We start from the raw sequence: 16,785 nt of genomic DNA, 5'->3' as shown, positions 1-16,785 counted from the left end.
CGCAGAAGATGTCTATTAAACGAATTGATGATGTTTTTACTCGCTGTAATACGCGCGCTGCTCTAGTACCGTATATTACTTGCGGTGATCCCAGTGCCGCTGCCACTGTGGCTATTATGCATGAGATGGTTGCAAGGGGTGTTGATATCATCGAGTTAGGCGTACCTTTCTCGGACCCTATGGCCGATGGTAAAGTGATTCAGTTAGCCTCTGAGCGTGCTCTGGCTAAGGGCATGACACTCAATGGTGTATTAGAGGTGGTTAAGCAATTCCGTCAGGAAAATCAGGAAACGCCGGTTGTGCTGATGGGCTATGCTAATCCTATTGAAGCGATGGGGTGGGAGCACTTTACTCAGTCAGCTTCCCAAGCCGGAGTCGATGGGATGTTAGTCGTGGATTTCCCGCCTGAAGAGTTTGATGAGGTTGCCGCATATTTTGAAGCAGCTGATTTAGCACCTATTTTCTTAATCGCACCAACCTCCACGGATGAACGTATCAAAAAGGTCGGTGAAATCGCTAAGGGCTATGTTTACTATGTTTCACTTAAAGGTGTGACGGGTTCCGCTACCTTAGATACCGAAGATGTTAAGAAAAAAGTACAAAATATTAAACGTTTTGTTAATATTCCGGTTGGTGTGGGTTTTGGTATCCGAGATGTTGAGAGTGCACGTGCCATTGCGTCTGTTGCTGATGCAGTAGTCATTGGCAGCCAGTTAATTAATACCATGCAAGCTGCGATTGAAGGACATACTGAAGATCAGCATGATCACGTAGCGGCCAGCAGTGCCGGCGAATGGTTAGCTTCTATCCGCCAAGGCCTTGAAACCGTAACAAAAGAGTAAAAATGATGAGTTGGTTAGATAAAATTTTACCCCCACGAATTAATCGCGAAGATAAAAACACTAAACGCGTACCAGAAGGGGTTTGGGTTAAATGCCCTAGTTGTGACTCAGCGCTATACAGCGATGAGCTTAAAAAAGCATTAAATGTATGTCCAAATTGCGGGCACCATATGCGCATCAATGCCCGTGCTCGCATCAACTCTTTATTAGACCCAGAGGGTAGAGTAGAAATTGGCGAGCATTTGCGTTCCAAGGATCCTCTAAAGTTTAGAGATTCTCGTCGTTATCCTGACCGCTTAACTGAAGCCATAAAGGATACCCAAGAAAATGACGCGATTGTTGTGGTTGGCGGTACAATCATGCATGTTCCGACCACTTTAGCCTGCTTTGAGTTTGGCTTTATGGGTGGCTCGATGGGGTCTGTCGTCGGAGAGCGTTTTGCGCGCGGTGTTCAGTACGCAATTGATAATCGTACCGCTTTTATTTGCGTTAGTGCTTCAGGTGGCGCACGTATGCAGGAAAGTTTATTCTCTCTTATGCAGATGGCTAAAACCAATGCGATGTTAACTCGTTTATCGGATGCCGGTTTGCCATTTATCAGCGTCTTAACTGACCCGACAATGGGGGGCGTATCAGCCAGTTTCGCCTTTATGGGTGATGTAGTCATTGCTGAGCCAAACGCCTTAGTCGGTTTTGCTGGTCCTCGCGTTATTGAACAAACGGTGCGTGAGCAGCTGCCCGAGGGCTTCCAACGCGCTGAATTCCTGTTGAAAAAAGGCGCAATTGATATGGTGGTTCATCGTAATGAAATGCGTTCAACCATCGCCCATTTGATTGCTTTATTTACACGTAAATCCTATGAGGCGGTGGCGGAGTAGCACTGCTTCACACGCTACCAGGTGATTAAAGAAGAGCCATGATCATTTTGATCATGGCTCTTGATTAACTCCCCAACCTTTGGAAAATTAAAATTAATAAACGCCTTGCTCAATCATTGCATCGGCAACGCGACGGAATCCGGCAATATTTGCCCCTAATACTAGGTTATTAGGCTCCCCAAACTCTTCAGCAGTATGAGCGCATTGGCGATAGATATTTTCCATAATCAGCTTAAGGCGACTATCCACTTGTTCAAAACTCCATTGTTGCATGCTGGCATTTTGCGCCATTTCTAATTGACTGGTAGCAACACCGCCTGCGTTAGCCGCTTTACCCGGGCCGTATAAAATTTTAGCGTTCAAAAACAGTTCAACTGCTTCAGGTGTAGAAGGCATGTTGGCACCTTCGGACACTAAAAAGCAACCATTAGCTAGGAGGGTTTGAGCATCCTTGGCATTAAGTTCATTTTGTGTTGCACAAGGAAAGGCCAAATCGCATGGCACCGACCAAACTCCGTTTTGTCCGTCCGGGTAGTCACTCACCGGCGTATAAACTGCGTCAGGGTGATATTTTAAATAAAGCTCTAAGCTCTCATTGGCACCTTCTTTGAGCGATTGAAGTGTTTGAAGGTTGATACCATGTTTATCATAAATAAAGCCGCGAGAATCGCTACAGGTAACGGGAATTGCCCCTAGTTGTTGCAGTTTTTCAATGGTATAGATTGCTACATTGCCAGCACCGGAAACGACACAAATTCTACCTTCCATGTCTCTATTGCGTGCTTTAAGCATATGCTGAGCAAAGTACACACAGCCATAGCCGGTCGCTTCGGTACGAGCTAGGGAACCACCCCAGAGAGGTCTTTTGCCTGTCAGTACACCCTCATAGCGGCCGGTAATGCGCTTATACTGACCAAACATATAACCAATTTCTCTGGAGCCGACGCCGATATCACCGGCAGGTACATCGACCGTCGCACCTATATGACGATAAAGCTCCGTGATATAAGCTTGGCAAAAACGCATCACTTCACCTGGTGATTTGTCTTTAGGATCAAAGTCAGCGCCGCCTTTGGCGCCACCGATTGATAAACCGGTGAGTGCATTTTTGAAGATTTGCTCGAAGCCGAGAAACTTAATTACACTGGGGGAAACCGTCGGGTGAAAGCGAATACCCCCTTTGTATGGACCGAGGGCTGAGTTGTATTGGATACGAAAACCTCGATTGACTCTCACTTTGCCCGTATCATCCGTCCAAGCCACACGGAAAACAATTTGTCTTTCAGGTTCGATGATGCGCTCTAAAATGCTGTGTTCTTCGTACTTTGATTCGCGCTCAAATAAAGGTGCTAAAGTCTCCAGCACTTCATGTACCGCTTGGGTAAATTCGGGCTGGTGTGGATTATGTTGATGAAAGTGACTGAAGACGTTATCTAAGTAGCTCATGATCTTGTAATAGGAAAATAGAGAAGTTTTATCGACTATCTATTTTCCTATTGTAAGCTACTTTTAAGCAAGTAAAAATTTCTTATGCCGCTAAATTAGTATTAGAAATTAATTGCTTAAGCAGTTTTTCTTTTTTCTGCGTCGCCGCCACGAGCGATTTTTCTTTGACAGGGCCATATCCTCGAATATCGTCAGGATAATTAGCCAATTCCAAAGCAATATCGTAATTGTGATCGTTTAGCGATGATTTGATTTGTTCCAGCGTATCAAGATACTCAACAATGAGCTGACGCTCTAACACCCGATCCGGGTGTCTGCCAAACGGATCAAACGCTGTACCACGTAAGAACTTCAACTTAGTCAATATCTTAAATAGCGTAAAGATACGAGGACCATATTTTTTCTTACGAGGTGTGCCATCGCTATCTTTCATCTTTAAGCTTGGCGGTGACAGGTGGACATATAATTGATAGTCCTTACCCGGTTCACCCTCAAATTGGCGTCTTAAGCGGTCAAAAAACTCTTTGCGTAGATAGAGTCTGGCGACCTCATATTCGTCTTTATAGGCCATCAGTTTGTGCAGATTTCGTGCTACCGTTTGAGTCAATCGGCGAGCATGACTACCGGCGATATGATGCTCTACCTCGCGAACTGAGGCGACTACTTGCTTAAATTGCTCCGCATACTTTGCATTTTGATAATCTATTAAACGATTACTTAGGCGTTCGATAAGCGCATCAAGACTTTCAACCATCGCAATAGGCTTGGTGGTGGCTGCGTCATCATCATCGATCGTGATTTTTGAAACCGGATCGGTATTGACGGAGTCGGGTCCGTGAATGGCTAAATGACGACCCCATTCAAAGGCCTCCTTATTTTTCTCGATCGCTACGTTATTTAACTCAAACGCCCGCATCAGACTCTCGTATTGCAAAGGTATTTTACCCAGCTGCCATGCATAACCCATTAATAAGGGGTTTGCAAAGATAGTATCGCCGAGTAGTTTCAATGCTTTGCGATTGGCATCAAAGAAGCTGACATTTTCTTCACCCAAAACATCTCTAATATCGTACTCGGTAATTTTGCTGGGATAACGCCATTTGCGATTAGCGATAATCTCTGCGGTAGGTACCTTGGCTTGGTTAATGGCCCCCCAAGTGCGACCTTTTTGTGCCTTTGAGGTAATTTCTTTGGATGCGGCAACCAGTGAATCACAACCTAAAATTAAGTCTGCTTCACCAATCCCGATTCGAGTAGCATAAAGGTCGGATGGCTGATAGCCGATTTGTACGTGGCTAATCACAGCACCACCTTTTTGAGCTAATCCGGTAATGTCCAAGACATGCACACCTTTACTTTCTAAGTGTGCGGCCATGCCGAGAATAGCACCGACGGTAACAACGCCGGTTCCACCTACGCCCGGTACTAAAATGTTGTAGGCTCGATTAATCGTAGGTAACTGCGGCTTCGGCATGTTGCTGTCTAATACCGGAATATTAGCGCCGTCAATCTTCGGTTTTATCATTTCAGCGCCTTCAGCAGTCACAAAGCTTGGACAAAAGCCCTTCACACAGGAAAAGTCTTTGTTACAGCTGGACTGGTTAATTTGGCGCTTCGTGCCTAGTGGTGTTTCGTAAGGTTCGACTGATAAACAGTGGGATTTTTCACTGCAATCACCGCAGCCTTCACATACCTCATCATTAATAAAAACACGACGCTGTGGATCAGGGTAAGTGCCACGCTTACGGCGTCGACGCTTTTCTGTTGCACAGGTTTGATCATAAATAATAATGGTGGTGCCTTCGGTATTGCGTAGCTCCTCCATGACGGCATCATAATTATCGCGATGATGAATCTCAGGATTATTGACTAATGATACGCCCTTGTATTTTTCCGGTTCATCACTGACGATCACGATCTTTTTGACCCCTTCAGCGATTAATGTAGCATTGATCGCTGGCACGGTCAGGGTGCCATCAACCGGTTGACCGCCTGTCATTGCCACTGCGTCATTAAATAAAATACGATAGGTAATATTTGCTTTTGCGGCAATGGCAGCACGGATAGCAAGAATACCTGAGTGGAAATAAGTACCGTCACCTAAATTGGCAAAAATATGCTTGGTGTTGGTAAAGTGCTGTTGACCAATCCAAGTCACACCCTCACCACCCATTTGAGTGAAGGTCTCGGTATTACGATCCATCCAGATGGTCATATAGTGGCAACCAATACCGGCGACTGCGCGAGAGCCTTCGGGTACACGAGTTGAGGTGTTATGTGGGCAACCTGAACAGAACCAAGGCTTACGTTCGGTCACAACTGAAATACGCTGACTGTCTTTTTCTTTGGCGCGAATGATCGCTAGGCGAGTTTCAATGGTGGCACGAATATCAGCGGGTAAATCACGTTTTAATAAGCGCTGCGCAATGGCTTTAGCAATAATAGAAGGAGATAATTCAGCATTTGGAGGCAGTAGCCATGGGCCTCTAGGTACAGACCATTCGCCACCGCCGTCTTCTTTGGCATCATACTTGCCGTAAACCTCGGGGCGTACGTCATCGCGCCAGTTGTAAAGCTCTTCTTTGAGAGCGTATTCCATGATTTGGCGCTTTTCTTCAACAACAAGGATTTCGTCTAAACCCTCTGCAAACTCGCGTGCACCTTGGGCTTCTAAAGGCCACACACAGCCTACCTTGTATAGACGAATGCCTAGGGTGGCGCTAGTTTCTTTGGTTAGGCCTAAGTCAATTAATGCTTGGCGCACGTCAAGGTAGGCCTTGCCTGCCGTCATAATGCCGAACTTTGCATTGGGAGAGTCTATGACAATACGGTCAATTTTATTGGCACGAACGTAGGCGAGTGCCGCATACCAACGATAGTTGTTTAAACGCTCTTCTTGAGCCAAGGGAGTATCAGGCCAGCGAATATTTAAACCATCGTCGGGTAATTTGAAATCTTCGGGGTACTGTATCTGTACACGGCTAATATCGACATCAACCGAGGCGCTGGATTCGACGACGTCTGTGACACATTTCATGCTAACCCATAGCCCGGAGTAGCGGCTCATGGCCCAGCCATGAATACCGAAATCTAAATACTCCTGAACAGTAGAAGGGTAGAGGACAGGAATGCCCGCCGCTTGTAGTACATGCTCGGATTGGTATGCAACGGTTGAGGACTTGGCGCCATGATCATCGCCTGCGATTAATAAGACACCGCCGTACTTTGCGCTTCCCGCATTATTGGCGTGTTTAAAAACGTCCATCGAGCGATCTAAACCGGGCCCCTTACCATACCACATGGAAAATACACCCTCACGGGTTGCTTCGGGGAAAAGGTTAAGCTGCTGTGAGCCCCAGACACTGGTGGCTGCGAGGTCTTCATTAAGCCCAGGCTGAAATACGATGTCGTGCTTTTCAAGATGCTTTTGGGCATTCCATAAGGCTAGGTCAACATTACCCAAAGGCGAACCGCGATAGCCTGAGATGAAGCCTGCGGTATTTAGTCCGTTTTGCTCATCTCGCAACTTTTGAATTAGAGGAAGCCTAACCAATGCTTGTGTACCATTCATAAATACACGGCCGGAACGGGCAGTGTATTTGGTATCTAGACTAATATCTTCATGACCCGGAGCTAAATTGGTTGTTTTTGATGTTGAAATATCAGCTCCACTTTGTTTGTCTGCTGTTGAAGTAGTATCATCAAACGGATTATTAATTGCTTTATTCATCCGTACTGTCTCCTAATCTGTGATTTACGCAAATGGATAATCTGCGTTTTTATCGCTAGCGTCTTGTGAACGCTTACCGTTCATTATGCTCTATTATGAGAGTTTTTATTATTAGGGTTAAACCGATAAGAACTGTATGAGTAACAGCTTGTATCAACGCTTAGAAACGTTTTTAGAGGATTAAATAAAAGGTTTTAGAATGAGTAAGTTTAAATCTGGTGTGTCTATTTTATTTGAGTGGATTAATCGCCGCTGGATAGTGTGCACATTGCTCTTAACAATTATTTTTTGGATTGTGACGAGCAATATTTTAGTGGGCTTTATGCTTGGTTTTTTTGTGGTGGTTTTTCTGATAATGATTCACGCGATTATCTTGCTGCAGAAACCAAAGGATAAAAATTAAAAAAGACTCCGAAAAATTGATTTCGGAGTCTTTGAGAGAGCGGTTAATAGTATACGATTAGCTTAGAAGCGCTCGGAGATGACTCTCAGGATGCGTGCGCCGGTGGCAGAGTTTTCCTCTTGGCCTTCTTTGTTGTAGACAGAAATGATGGAGCCGCTTGCTTGAGGCGTCACTCTAATCGTATAGGGTACCGGTGTGATATTACCCTGATCACCCCATAAACGACTGATGAAGTTACTAGCTTGGCGCTTTTCACCGGTATCAGTATCCAGGTAACGAACAGTATACGTACCGCTTGCCAGATCTGAGCTGTGGATAGTGAAGCCGGCGCTGTTTAGTGATGAACCTACACGACGCCAGGTGTCATCAGCTGAGAGCGATGAGCTCAATGCTGTTTGACCGGGGACAGGGCTTAGTAGCTGTGTTGCTGTATCTGCTGAGGCACCTGAAGAAACTTCCTGTGCATTGCGTACAGCATTTTGTGCGCGCTTTTCTTCAGCCCCTAAAAAGGCCATTAGACGCGACAGCATAACAGCGTTTAGACCGGGGTCCTCTTCAGCGGGTAACCACTTAAAGGTGGTACCGTCACGGTCCATAGCAGTTTCAATCATGCGTTGGTGGTTAATATAAACTTCGGTGGTATTACCATAACGCTCTAAGCGGGTAGTGAAGCGCTCGCGTTCGCCACTATCTGACACCATATCAACAATAGAGCCTAATGCGCGGCGTAAAAAGTTGCCAGGAATTTTGGCGCGGTTTTCAGCCCAGTCAGTTTCGATAATCCCGGCTTGAGGGTTATCACGATTGATTGTGAAACCCTCATTATTCCAGAAGGAAATTAGGCGTGGATAGACCAGATTAGGATCGGCATCAAGCTGCAACCAGCGAGTATTGCCGCTGCGAACAACCTTCATACCGTCAACTTCCGGTAAGACATTTAAGCCTTGATTCGATGCTGCTGCTCTTTCCTGTGATTCGTTGTAAGCGAGCGCAGATGCCGTATTACCGGTAATACTGTATTGTGGTGTATTAATCTGAGTATCTGATAGATCAGGTGGCAAGCTTAACGGATCCGCGCGAACAGTACTTTTATAGTCGACTTGGTCTTGGCCCAGCAAATCATCAACAGTGCTGCAGCCAGTCATCACAGCTGTGGTGCAGGCAGCTAAGGCCAAGAAACGAATGTGTGTTTGCAGTTTTAGCATTTATAGTAATTCCTTCTGGAATGGCTCTTTTAATTAAATTAAGTTAATTTCTTTTAGGGCTGCATCAACCAAGGCCTTTGTCGCATCAGATGGCTCAACTAGCGGTAAGCGATAGCCTAAATCGGTTTTACCCATTTTAGCCAACGCGTATTTAACCGGTATAGGGTTAGCTTCAGCGAAAAGAACTTTGTTAAGAGTTGAGAGCTTAGCATTAAGTTCGCGTACCTTGGTAAGATCTCCCTCAAGTGCAGCAAAACATAAGTCATGCATAAGGCGAGGAGCGACGTTGGCGGTAACGGAAATATTACCTTGACCACCCAGTAAAATTAACGCAGCAGCGGTCGGGTCATCACCACTCAGTACCTGAAAATCTGCCGGTTTGTGCTTCATGACTTGACCGAGACGAGCGATATCACCGGTGGCATCCTTAATGCCGATAATGCCTGGAACCTCTGCTAAACGCAATATGGTTTCAGTCGACATATCAGCGACCGTACGTCCGGGCACATTATATAAAATAATTGGCAAGCTACTATTTTCAGCTATGTATTTAAAATGCTGGTATAGACCTTCTTGGGTCGGCTTATTGTAGTATGGTACGACCGATAGACCCGCTTGAGCGCCGGCTTTTTCTGCTTCTTGGGTTAGATGCAGCGCCTCTTTGGTGGAATTGCCACCAACGCCTGCAATAATAGGAATGCGGCCAGCAGCAAACTCTACAGCAGTTGAGAGTAACGCAGCATGCTCTTTAAAATCGATGGTCGGAGATTCGCCTGACGTGCCGATAATTACTAAGCCGTCACTTTTTTCTTGTACATGCCAATCTACCAGCTTTTTAAACGCTTCAAAGTCCACTTCGCCATTTTGCAGCATCGGGGTGATTAGCGCTGGAATACTACCCCTAAAAACTGGGTAAGGGTTGCTTGACATAATTACATCCTTAAATAACAAAACGTCAGAAACTGAATAATAATCTTAGCTCTTTAGTTTACATTAAAAAAACATCCTGACATGCAGAATATTAAGGCACAGGCTATAACAAATTGTTAAGCGGTGTGCCTTAATGTGCAAATAGATTGTCGTAGGGAGTTTATAAGCCGATAGTGGTCGGGTCACCGGAGCCACGGCGGACTATTTCGGCAGGTGTTTGAGTTAAATCAATAACGGTAGTGCCGATACCTAAACAAGCGCCAGCATCGATGATGCCTGCTAATTCATGTTGATAATCGGCTTGGAAATCTGCAATGTCAGTAAAGGGTGTTTCTTCGCCGGGAGCAATAAACGTAGTTGCCAGTAACGGCTCACCGACTGTTTCTAAAAACATAAGGGCAATTTTGTGCTCTGGTACACGGATACCTATCGTCTTGCGTGAACGGTGGTGGACTCGCTTTGGTACGTCCTTAGTAGCTTCAAGAATGAAGGTCCAAGGGCCTGGGGTAGCTGCTTTTAGTAGACGGTATTGTTGATTATCTACTTGGGCAAATTTGGCGATTTCTGATAAGTCACGACAAAGTAATGTTAAGTGGTGGCGATCATCTAAACCGCGTAGTGTGCGTAGTTTATCAGCTGCATCCTTATCATCCAGTCTGGCTACTAAGGCATAACTTGAATCGGTTGGTATCGCTAAGATACCGCCATTAGCCAATAAGCCCGCTGCTTGATTGATTAAACGCTGCTGTGGGTCATCAGGGTGTAGGTTATATACAATAGCCATCGCACATCCTTTATTAGTTGTTAAAGACAATACGATCATCTTAAAGTAATCAAAAAAAGATTGCTAGATCTAATTGTTAGTTTGTCGCAGGGGCTTTTGACGGTGGATAAATAGCTCCAGCTAAGGCTGTGTGTGCGCTCAACTGTTCTACAGTAATAAATAAGGTCACTAGGCCTTACGCTTTTTCATTTTTGGATAAGTGTTTTTTATTTTTATCAGAGGAGCGTCATATGACTTCTTGCATTAATGAAGTAGTTTTGATGGGTAATTTAGGACATCCACCGGAGCTTAGGTATTTTCAAGACGGCACAGCACACCTTCGTTTATCACTGGCAACCACTGACAAATGGCGTGATCGTTCAAGCGGTGAGTTGTTTGTGGATACGCAGTGGCATATTGTTTTGTTTAAGGGTAATTTGGCACAGCGTGTGAGTGACTTTATGGATGTTGGCGATAAGCTATGGCTAAGAGGGCGTATTAAGCATCGTCAATATACTGATGATGACGGTGTGGTGCGAAGTATTAGTGAGATTCATGCGCGTGAGTTAAAAATGATTTGGACAAAAAATAAGCCTAAATCAATTATGGTGGATGACGCTGACTTTGATGATCTGGAAGCGGAGTTTTTAGCACAAGAAAATCAGACAGTTTCAATGATGATTGAGGAAAAATTAAATTAGATACTGGTTGGAGACTGACGGTGTACTGTTTTTTATTGTTTGGTATTTAAATAATATGCCGTCTGTCAAAAATCACCCTATGTTATTGATTTTTATCATATCCATGTCCTAAGTGAGGGTACGTCTAGTGGTTTATGACAATACTGCTACATTGGTATTAAGCGATATATTTATCTTATAAGGATGAGCGCATCGCTTATATGTAGTTCGAAGATGTATGTAGTTCGAAGATGTCAATAAATTCACTTAGGAGACTTGCAATGAGTATGACGGATCTGAAACGCTTTGGAATTGATCTAGATTTTCCATTTAAAAAACGCTACGACAACTATATTGGAGGCAAATGGGTTCCGCCTGTCGACGGTAATTATTTTGAAAATATAAGCCCTATCACCGGTCAGGTATTTTGTGAGGTAGCACGTTCTGACAAAGATGACATAAATTTGGCATTGGATGCAGCTCATGCTGCTTTTAAAGCTTGGGCGGCTACGCCAGTGCAAGAGCGTTCGGCAGTGCTACTTCGTATTGCGGATCGCATTGAGCAAAATCTTGAGCGACTAGCCGTGGCTGAAACGCTTGATAACGGTAAGGCTTTGCGTGAAACCTTAGGTGCGGACTTACCCTTGGCGGTTGACCATTTTCGTTATTTTGCAGGCTGCCTAAGAGCGGAAGAGGGGGCGATATCTGATATTGAACCAAATACTGTTGCCTATCATTTCCAAGAGCCTATTGGTGTTGTTGGCCAGATTATTCCATGGAATTTCCCATTGTTGATGGCAAGTTGGAAATTGGCTCCGGCATTGGCTGCAGGTTGTACGGTGGTGATGAAGCCGGCTGAACAGACGCCAGCCTCGATTATGTTATTAATGGAAGTGGTTGGCGATTTATTGCCGCCCGGCGTAGTAAATATTGTCAATGGTTTTGGTAAAGAGGCCGGCGATGCCTTGGCGACTAGTAATCGTATTACGAAGATAGCCTTTACCGGTTCAACGCCGGTAGGCCAGCAGATTTTGCGTAATGCTGCGGCAACTTTAATCCCTGCGACAGTAGAATTGGGTGGTAAAAGCCCAAATATCTTCTTTGAAAATGTCATGTCGGCTGATGATGCTTTTCTAAATAAAGCCTTGGAAGGGGCGGCTATGTTCGCTCTCAATCAAGGTGAGGTGTGTACAGCGCCTTCAAGGATCTTAATTCAAGAGTCCATCTATGAGCGTTTTATTGAAAAAGTGGTGGCGCGAGTAGAGAGTATTAAAGAGGGCCATCCTTTAGATAAATCAACCATGATTGGTGCGCAGGTCTCTCAAACCCAGCTTGATCGGATTTTAGGTTATATCGATCTGGGAAGAGAGGAGGGAGCTACTTGCTTAACTGGTGGCAGTAGAAACCGACAGGGTGGTGAGCTTGATGAAGGGTATTTCGTGAAGCCTACGATGCTGTTAGGTGATAACAAAATGCGTGTATTCCAAGAGGAAATCTTTGGTCCGGTTGCTGCAGTGACTACCTTTAAAGATGAAGAGGAAGCGCTTGCGATTGCCAATGACACGATTTTTGGTTTAGGGGCCGGTGTATGGAGTAGAGACGGATCGCAAGCTTATCGTATGGGCCGTGGCATTCAGGCTGGTCGTGTATGGACTAATTGTTATCACGTGTATCCGGCTCATGCAGCCTTTGGTGGATATAAGCAATCAGGTATTGGTCGTGAGACACACAAGATGGCGTTAGCAAATTACCAGCAGACTAAATGTTTATTAGTGAGCTATAGCGATCAAGCGTTAGGTTTTTTCTAAATCAAAGGCTTTAAAAGATAAAAATCAGCACCTGCGTGTTATTCAAGTGCTGATTTTTTATTATTTAAGTGGTTTTTCTACGGTATATGGATATGGCTTCTTGTGAGAGTTGATGTTTTTAGGCATAAAAAAAGGACGCATAATGCGTCCAATATTTGCTTTAACCTTAAAATCAATTGATTGGAAATTCTCCAATTCGCTTTCCGTTCTCCAGTTTATAAATGGATACGATTTATAAAGCTGTAAGTAACTGATATAAAGTAATTTTATGGGGTGACCGATGGGGCTCGAACCCACGACAACCGGAATCACAATCCGGGACTCTACCAACTGAGCTACGGTCACCACTGAAAGAATTAATAAGTATAGCAGATAAATTAACTATGTCAAGCTATTTAAAGCTAATACTTAAAATTTTAATCAAATTGACTTAATTTGATTGTGTTTGGCGCGCCAGGCGAGACTCGAACTCACAACCGCCCGCTTAGAAGGCGGGTGCTCTATCCAGTTGAGCTACTGGCACCGGAAAGGTGTAATCTTAACTCATCTAATTCCTTTTTGTCCAAAGAATCACAGAAAAATACAAATTAATGTGGTTTCTGAGCAAAGAGGTTCTAATGCTCCTCAAATTGATTTTTCAATTGGTACAACACATCCAGGGCTTCACGTGGGCTTAGTGCGTCAGGATCAATGGCGCTTAGTGCTTCTTTAAGTGCTTTAAGCTCAATGTGATCGTCATTCGCCTGTTCGTTAAGCTCTTCTTCAGGGAGGCTAAATAAGTCTAACTGAGGACGGTCTTCTGCACTCATTTCGAGGTTGTTGAGTTCACGCTTTGCTTGTCTGATGACTGCCATTGGAATACCGGCGCGTTGTGCTACTTGTATCCCGTAGCTGCGACTGGCAGGGCCATTTTTTACTTCATGTAAAAATACCAATCCCTGCGGTGATTCTGCTGCACTTAGGTGGACATTCGCCACATGGTCAAACTGCTCCGCTAAACGGGTTAACTCAAAATAATGTGTGGCAAATAATACTAACGCTTGGTTGTGTGTCAGTAAACGGCAGGCAATTGCCCAAGCCAAAGAAAGGCCGTCATAAGTTGAGGTGCCGCGACCAATTTCATCCATGAGCACTAAGCTATTAGGCGTACTGGAGGCTAAAATGGTTGCCGCTTCTGTCATTTCAACCATAAAGGTTGAACGTCCGCCAGCCAGGTCGTCAGCAGCACCAATACGTGTGAAAATACGATCAATCAAACCCACTTGTGCCGCGGTTGCTGGTACAAAGCTACCGATGCGAGCCAGTAAAACAATCAGTGCTGTTTGACGCATGTAAGTAGATTTACCGCCCATGTTAGGACCGGTAATAAGTAGCATTCGACGCAGTGGATCGAGTTGGCAGTCGTTAGGCGTAAAGCGCTCTATCGTACGCTCAACAATCGGATGGCGACCCTGAGTGATCTTAATGATTGGTCCTTCAACGAGCTCCGGTGCAACCCATTGGTTGAGATAAGCATGTTGAGCTAAGGCCATGTAAACATCTAATTGCGCCAATGCCTCAGAGGTTTTGTGCATAGGATCAACATAGGTTTGTAGCTCGGTGATGATTTGTTCAAAGAGCCATTTCTCGCGACTTAGGCAGCGCTCTTTAGCAGAGAGAATTTTATCTTCCCATTCTTTAAGTTCGGGTGTTATATAGCGTTCAACATTTTTTAAGGTCTGACGGCGTCGGTATTCAGCAGGTACTTTATCAATTTGACCTTTACTGACCTCAATAAAAAAGCCATGGACGCGATTATATTCAACGCGGAGATTGGCGATACCGGTGGCTTCACGTTCGCGACTCTCAAGTTGTAGTAAAAATTCCCCATTGTCATTAGATAAGCTGCGCAATTCATCTAACTCGCTATCAAAGCCCGTTGCGATGACTCCGCCATCACGAATCATCGTGGACGGCTCTTCGGCGATTGCTCTTTGCAATAAGTCGGCTAGTTGTGGAGCTAAGTTTAGTGCTTCCTGTAATTTAAGAATCGCGGGCGTGTCACTAAAATGCTCGTAGATGATCTGATTGAGCTGCGGCAAGCTACTTAAGGTATCACGTAATGCCGCTAATTCTTTAGGGCGTACAGAGCTTAAGGCAATACGAGTGGCAATGCGCTCAATGTCGGGCGTGCTTTTTAGAAATTTTTCAAATAGACTAATCGGGTCATCAAAACTACGGGCGATATGATGATCATAAAAAGCCTGTACGCAGAGTTGGCGCTCTTTGATCGGTGCGTTGTGACGTAAGGGATGATGTAAAAAGCGTCTTAGTAAGCGACTGCCCATGGGCGTGTGACAATGATCCAGTAGGCTAAATAAGGTAGGACTGGTCTCACCGCTGATGGTTTGGGTGATTTCCAGATTTTTGCGTGTTACCGGGTCTAAAATCAAATATTCTTGTATATCATCCAATTGCAGTGGCTTGATATGTGACAGGTTACGCTTTTGCGTGTTTTCTACATAGCTTAATAGGGCACCGGCAGCGATAGTGGCATTGCTTAGTTCGTCAATGCCAAAAGCACTTAGATTATCGACACCATAATGGTCACAAAGCTTCTCTTGAGCTGCGCTGAGCTCAAAATGCCAGTCAGCGGTTTTGCTATAGGCCACATCATAATTGAGCGAGAGCTTAAACGAGTCGGCAGTAATTATTTCTGCCGGTGCGATGCGGTGAACCTCGGTTTCAAATTGTTCGTCCGTGCACTCATTAACTTTAAATTCACCACTTGCCAAGTTCATCCAAGCTAAACCGTATTTTTTATTACGACCTTTGGTCGGTAGGTAAATCGCCAAAAGAGGGCGATCACTGTTGCTTGGTAAGAGGTTTTCATCGGTCAACGTACCGGGAGTGACGGTTCGTACAATTTGACGTTCGACAATGCCTTTAGAAGTCGCCGGATCACCAATCTGTTCACAGATGGCAACTGACTCGCCCATCTGAACCAAACGCGCGAGATACTGTTCCATCGCATGGACAGGAACACCCGCCATAGGAATAGGTTCACCTGCGCTTTTGCCACGGTTGGTTAATGTGAGATTGAGCAAGCGTGCGGTTTTTACTGCATCGTCATAAAACATTTCATAAAAGTCACCCATACGGTAAAACAATAGCATCGTCGGTGCTTCTTGTTTGAGCGTCAGGTATTGCCGCATCATGGGGGTGTGCGAAGATAAATCAGTAGTAGTCATGCAAATTCAATGGTTAGTGTTACTTGGCGATCTTCTTGCTGTAATTTAGTGCCTATCTTGTTGTTTATTTTAGGCGTATTGTGAGTAAGAAGAATGCGCATATTCGACGTAGGGTATGTAGTGCGTTAACCGGACTTGCAAGGCGGTGAGCTTGTAATGGTCGACGTATTCGATCTGCATCAGCAACGATTCTAAGTTTAAAAGGCGTTACATGATGGCTGGTTTTATTGTTAGGTCGAGTTAGATCTTAACAGGAATGGTCAATACCTGCGCATGCACAGTCCTCATTTAATTTTATATGAGCAAAGAATGCATTGCAAGAAAGCCGCGCAGCCTGTTATTGCATGGAAAAGGCTGTTTAACCAAGCACTGCCTACTGTATAATGCTTGTACATTAATTTTATTATATAGATGCGTTTTTTATACCATAATCTAGCGTAGGCAGAGAAAATTAGGAGATTATCGATGACATTAGAAATGTCTCAAAGTGAAATTGAAGAATTTGCATGTCCTGTGACATTTACCAAAATGCGCGGAAAGCCTCGTCGTTTAGGGCGAGGGTGAATAGCGCGGACGGCAACGCCGTCCTTTGAATCTATGGTGGCGTTTGCTGTTGCTCGATATACTGTCGAATGATTTCAATCGGCGCGCCGCCACAGCTTCCAGCAAAATAACTTGGCGACCATAAAGCCCCTTTCCACAGTTTCTTTTTAATGTTGGGGTAGTTCACTAATAAGTGAACATGGTCGTCCTCCCCATCAAACTCCACTAACTCGGCCTCAAAATCAGCGCACACACTAGCGAAAATTTCCTGAAGGTCGTTAAGGATGGCTTTTGTAAATACGTCACGGCGGTATTTAGTCACAAAGA

At 44.7% G+C, this 16,785-nt stretch carries 12 protein-coding genes and 2 tRNA genes; 5 read left to right on the top strand and 9 right to left on the bottom strand.

What is annotated here, in order from left to right; translation table 11 throughout:
• Positions 1-8: 8 nt before the first annotated feature.
• Both trpA and accD read left to right on the top strand, forming a co-directional pair.
• A complete protein-coding gene (gene trpA, locus B092_RS0101430) occupies positions 9-842 on the top strand; it encodes a tryptophan synthase subunit alpha (RefSeq protein WP_018573461.1) in 834 nt (277 codons plus the stop codon).
• A 5-nt stretch (positions 843-847) separates the two neighbouring features.
• Positions 848-1,720, top strand: coding sequence for an acetyl-CoA carboxylase, carboxyltransferase subunit beta (gene accD / locus B092_RS0101425; protein WP_026253523.1), 873 nt, complete (start codon positions 848-850; stop codon positions 1,718-1,720).
• A gap of 93 nt (positions 1,721-1,813) precedes the next feature.
• Here accD and gdhA read toward each other — a convergent pair whose 3' ends face one another.
• Complete coding sequence (gene gdhA, locus B092_RS0101420; protein ID WP_018573459.1) at positions 1,814-3,166, bottom strand: NADP-specific glutamate dehydrogenase; 1,353 nt, start codon at positions 3,164-3,166, stop codon at positions 1,814-1,816.
• Positions 3,167-3,248: 82 nt separating this feature from the next.
• Positions 3,249-6,896 carry an indolepyruvate ferredoxin oxidoreductase family protein gene (locus B092_RS0101415; RefSeq protein ID WP_018573458.1) on the bottom strand — a complete coding sequence of 1,216 codons (3,648 nt, stop codon included), beginning with the start codon at positions 6,894-6,896 and terminating at the stop codon, positions 3,249-3,251.
• A 199-nt stretch (positions 6,897-7,095) separates the two neighbouring features.
• Here B092_RS0101415 and B092_RS0101410 point away from each other — a divergent pair, with 199 nt between their 5' ends.
• Positions 7,096-7,299, top strand: a complete 204-nt coding sequence (locus B092_RS0101410; RefSeq protein ID WP_018573457.1) for a hypothetical protein — start codon at positions 7,096-7,098, stop codon at positions 7,297-7,299.
• A gap of 62 nt (positions 7,300-7,361) precedes the next feature.
• On the opposite strand, the gene bamC is transcribed toward B092_RS0101410, so the two are convergent.
• From bamC to B092_RS0101395, 3 genes are all read right to left on the bottom strand, one after another.
• Positions 7,362-8,504: an outer membrane protein assembly factor BamC gene (bamC, locus tag B092_RS0101405; protein ID WP_018573456.1), complete on the bottom strand. Its 1,143-nt coding sequence runs from the start codon at positions 8,502-8,504 to the stop codon at positions 7,362-7,364.
• A gap of 33 nt (positions 8,505-8,537) precedes the next feature.
• The gene (gene dapA / locus B092_RS0101400) at positions 8,538-9,434 is read right to left on the bottom strand and encodes a 4-hydroxy-tetrahydrodipicolinate synthase (protein ID WP_018573455.1); all 897 of its coding nucleotides are present in this window, start codon (positions 9,432-9,434) and stop codon (positions 8,538-8,540) included.
• A 160-nt stretch (positions 9,435-9,594) separates the two neighbouring features.
• The gene (locus tag B092_RS0101395; protein ID WP_018573454.1) at positions 9,595-10,218 is read right to left on the bottom strand and encodes an L-threonylcarbamoyladenylate synthase; all 624 of its coding nucleotides are present in this window, start codon (positions 10,216-10,218) and stop codon (positions 9,595-9,597) included.
• 230 nt (positions 10,219-10,448) lie between these two features.
• On the opposite strand from B092_RS0101395, the gene B092_RS0101390 reads away from it, so the two are divergent.
• Together B092_RS0101390 and B092_RS0101385 are read left to right on the top strand one after the other, a co-directional pair.
• Positions 10,449-10,898, top strand: a complete 450-nt coding sequence (locus B092_RS0101390; protein WP_018573453.1) for a single-stranded DNA-binding protein — start codon at positions 10,449-10,451, stop codon at positions 10,896-10,898.
• Positions 10,899-11,158: 260 nt separating this feature from the next.
• Positions 11,159-12,685, top strand: a complete 1,527-nt coding sequence (locus B092_RS0101385) for an aldehyde dehydrogenase family protein (protein WP_018573452.1) — start codon at positions 11,159-11,161, stop codon at positions 12,683-12,685.
• Between the two features lie 269 nt (positions 12,686-12,954).
• On the opposite strand, the gene B092_RS0101375 is transcribed toward B092_RS0101385, so the two are convergent.
• The 4 genes from B092_RS0101375 to B092_RS0101355 form a co-directional block, all read right to left on the bottom strand.
• Positions 12,955-13,030, bottom strand: a tRNA-His gene (locus B092_RS0101375).
• Between the two features lie 101 nt (positions 13,031-13,131).
• Positions 13,132-13,208 (bottom strand) — tRNA-Arg (locus B092_RS0101370).
• A 91-nt stretch (positions 13,209-13,299) separates the two neighbouring features.
• Positions 13,300-15,915 (bottom strand): DNA mismatch repair protein MutS, encoded by a 2,616-nt coding sequence (gene mutS / locus B092_RS0101365; protein ID WP_115148583.1) that lies wholly within the window; start codon positions 15,913-15,915, stop codon positions 13,300-13,302.
• 595 nt (positions 15,916-16,510) lie between these two features.
• Positions 16,511-16,785 (bottom strand): IS200/IS605 family transposase (locus tag B092_RS0101355; RefSeq protein WP_018573449.1); only part of this gene is annotated, 275 nt, incomplete at its 5' end.

It is taken from the genome of Oligella ureolytica DSM 18253 (genome assembly GCF_000373745.1).
Classification (GTDB): domain Bacteria; phylum Pseudomonadota; class Gammaproteobacteria; order Burkholderiales; family Burkholderiaceae_B; genus Oligella; species Oligella ureolytica.
This window is presented reverse-complemented; position numbering and strand designations above follow the sequence as displayed.